The sequence below is a fragment of the Streptomyces sp. NPDC037290 genome, assembly GCF_055603245.1.
In genome coordinates, this window is record NZ_JBVJVZ010000106.1 from 1 (window position 1) to 2,752 (window position 2,752).

Consider the following 2,752-nt stretch of genomic DNA (forward strand, 5'->3'; position numbering starts at 1 on the left):
CCGGCCACCGCCCGATCGAGGTCTACCGCACCCCGACCCTGCATCCCCAACTTTCAGAGCAAGATCAGTGAGCCACAAACTTGACGCGGGACAGTTCGATGAGGAACAGAAAGTTCTGGCGGCGACACTTATCAGCAGGTATCACCGCGTTATGCTGCGTGCTGCCAGCTTCGGCGGCTCTGAGCTCAGCGGCCGAGCAGCCTGGTTCCCGAACGGCGTTGGCGGCGTTGCCGTATCCGACGCGTTCCGACTACCGCATCAAGGGAATCAGGATCCAGCAGTTCTCCAAGGCCGTGGCTGACAGCAACGCCGGCGGGGTGGGACTGAATTTCGTCTGGGCGAACTGGGAGCCCGGAGTCAAGAGCGCGCCCTGCGGCAGGGGGGAGCAGGAGTTCGGCGAACACTGCTTCCGCGTGCCGTCCACGCTGGATGCGGAAGTCAGGGAGTGGACCAGGCGTGGGCTGGTGGTCACGGCCGTGCTCTACGGCACTCCCGCGTGGGCCCGTCAGGGGCGGCGCTGCTCGCCGGCCGCGCCAGGCAGGGAGATCTTCTGTGTGCCCAACAAACCAGCCGACTTCGGACGGTTCGCGGGCATGCTGGCCCAGCGCTACGACGGGCGGCATGGGCACGGCCGGATCGCGGACTTCGTCATCGACAACGAGGTCAACAGCAATGCGTGGTTCGACATCGGCTGCGGCCAGGGCGTGCCGTGCGACAGCAAGGCATGGCTCGATCAGATCGCGGCGAACTACAACACCGCCTACGACCGCATTACAGCTGAACAGCCCACTGCCAAGGTGCTGACCTCGCTGGAGCATCACTTCGGCAGGGAATACGACCAGCCGGGTCAGGGGCAGCTGTCGGGCATGACCGTGCTGGAGGGTCTGAACGCCCGGGCGGGGTCGCGCAAGTGGCGGGTCGCCTACCATTCTTATCCCCCGAATCTCTTCCATCCGGAGTTCTCCGCCGACGACTACCCCAAGGTCACCTTCGGCAACATCGGCGTCCTGCTCGGCTGGCTGCGCCAGCGCTTCCCGGACAGGCCCAGTGCATGGACGGTCCAGCTCACCGAGCAAGGGATCAACTCCGGACCGGGCTCGAGCGAAGCAGCGCAAGCGAAGTGGCTGTGCCAGAGCTTTCGCAACGTGCTCGGCACACCCGGCATCGAGAGCTACCTCTACCACGGGATGTGGGACCTCAACGAAAATGGCCTCAAGCTCGGTCTTCGCCGGCCGGACAACTCACCCAGACCTGCCTGGCGGGTCTGGGCCATGGCGAACCGCAACGACCTTTCCCCCGCCAGACTGTCCTGCGGCTTCGAGAACCTGCCCTACACGGTGCTCACCCGCGGCTACGACCCCAGCCGGGGCCACGTCGCCTCCACCCGGCTGCTCCCACCCGGATTCCACCGCGAAGCCGGCTGGCTGCTGCTGCGCCACGGGAAGCCCGGAACGGTCATGTTGTACGAGTGCAAGGTGGTCCGGCATTCAGTACTCACCCGCGACCCTCGCTGCGGAGGCCAGCTCCTCCCCTTGGGACCCCTCGGCTACATCTACACCAAACGCGTGCCCGGATCGGTCCCCCTCTACCGTTGCCACAACCGGGCCAACGACGATCACTTCGCATCCAGCCGAGCCGACTGCGAGCGCTACACCAGGGAGTCCCTGCTCGGCTACGCCCTGCCCGACCGCCAATCTCACCAGTCAAGACGCTGAGCTCGTCGCCACAAGGCCATGTGCGGGGGCGCGGCGCATCCGCACATGGCCCGGGCGACCTGGAGCGAGCACGGCAGCACCATCATGGACACCGGGTCGGCGAGGCCGTGCTTCAGCAAGCGATCCACTCCTTGATCTCCTCGGCGATCTGCCTCACGCTCAGGGCATCACGGTTGATACGGGCCGCGAGAGCGGCGGCCTGCTTTGGTCGTACGTCCACGATGACGCCGCTCACTGTCAGATAGGAGGCGGCGACCACGGCGCCGAACAGTTCGTTCGCATGCTCCAGCCCTGGGCACCGCACCAGCTGGTGCATGAGCGCGGCAGCCCGGTGGTGGAACTCGGTGTAGACGGGGGTACCCATGACTTCATCGGCGTGCCGGGCGACGGCGGCCACGAAAGTACCGAAGTCCGTGACATCGGGATCACCGGGCAAATTCCGGTGAGCGGCGTCGAGGAGCCACGCCCGGCCGATACGTACGATCACGCGGCGGCCGCCGGCCCGTTCCCCTTGCCGGGGTGCCCGAACTCCTCGGCGAAAGTGTCGGCCCAGGCGTCGCAGAAGCGCGCAGCCGCGATCAGGAACCGATGGCGCAGTTCGTTGCCCTCGTCGCAGAGCACCCTGCGTGGCGTACTGCTGCACGGTCATGCCGGCAGCTGCGGCTCGCGCGCCACGATGGTCGCGTACGCGTCCTCATCCACTCGCACGTTGATCTGCTTCTTCATAGCGGCCTGTACAGAGTGCTACAACCCGACCACGGGATCAGTCGCTTCAGTCGCTGCGAACCGAACAGGCCCGCCAACCTCCACCCAACAAGCCCGGCTCTCACTCCACACGGCAAGGGCCCGCCGCAAGAGCGCCAGCCGACACTCCCACAACGAGCCCCACAACAACCACTCCAGGCAACCAACAAGGCAAACCCTGAACCACCCCGGCGTGTGCGGGGACTCAGTTTGTTGGATGAGCGGCCCGGACGGGGCCGTGGTGGTGATCGTAGTGGGCCTGTTCGGCCTCGGCCGGGGTGAGGTCGTCGCAG

General features: G+C 66.3%; 3 protein-coding genes. 1 reads left to right on the forward strand and 2 read right to left on the reverse strand.

The genetic code is table 11. The annotated features are described in order from the left end of the window. The first annotated feature begins 218 nt into the window (after positions 1 to 218). Positions 219 to 1,715, forward strand: coding sequence for a DUF5722 domain-containing protein (locus ACZ7HQ_RS45125; RefSeq protein WP_471003371.1), 1,497 nt, complete (start codon positions 219 to 221; stop codon positions 1,713 to 1,715). A gap of 112 nt (positions 1,716 to 1,827) precedes the next feature. Here ACZ7HQ_RS45125 and ACZ7HQ_RS45130 read toward each other — a convergent pair whose 3' ends face one another. Further along, positions 1,828 to 2,202, reverse strand: a complete 375-nt coding sequence (locus ACZ7HQ_RS45130) for a fic family toxin-antitoxin system, toxin component (protein WP_471003374.1) — start codon at positions 2,200 to 2,202, stop codon at positions 1,828 to 1,830. Beyond that, positions 2,199 to 2,336: a hypothetical protein gene (locus ACZ7HQ_RS45135; protein ID WP_471003377.1), complete on the reverse strand. Its 138-nt coding sequence runs from the start codon at positions 2,334 to 2,336 to the stop codon at positions 2,199 to 2,201. Before ACZ7HQ_RS45135 ends, ACZ7HQ_RS45130 begins: the two co-directional genes overlap by 4 nt. Positions 2,337 to 2,752 lie beyond the last annotated feature (416 nt).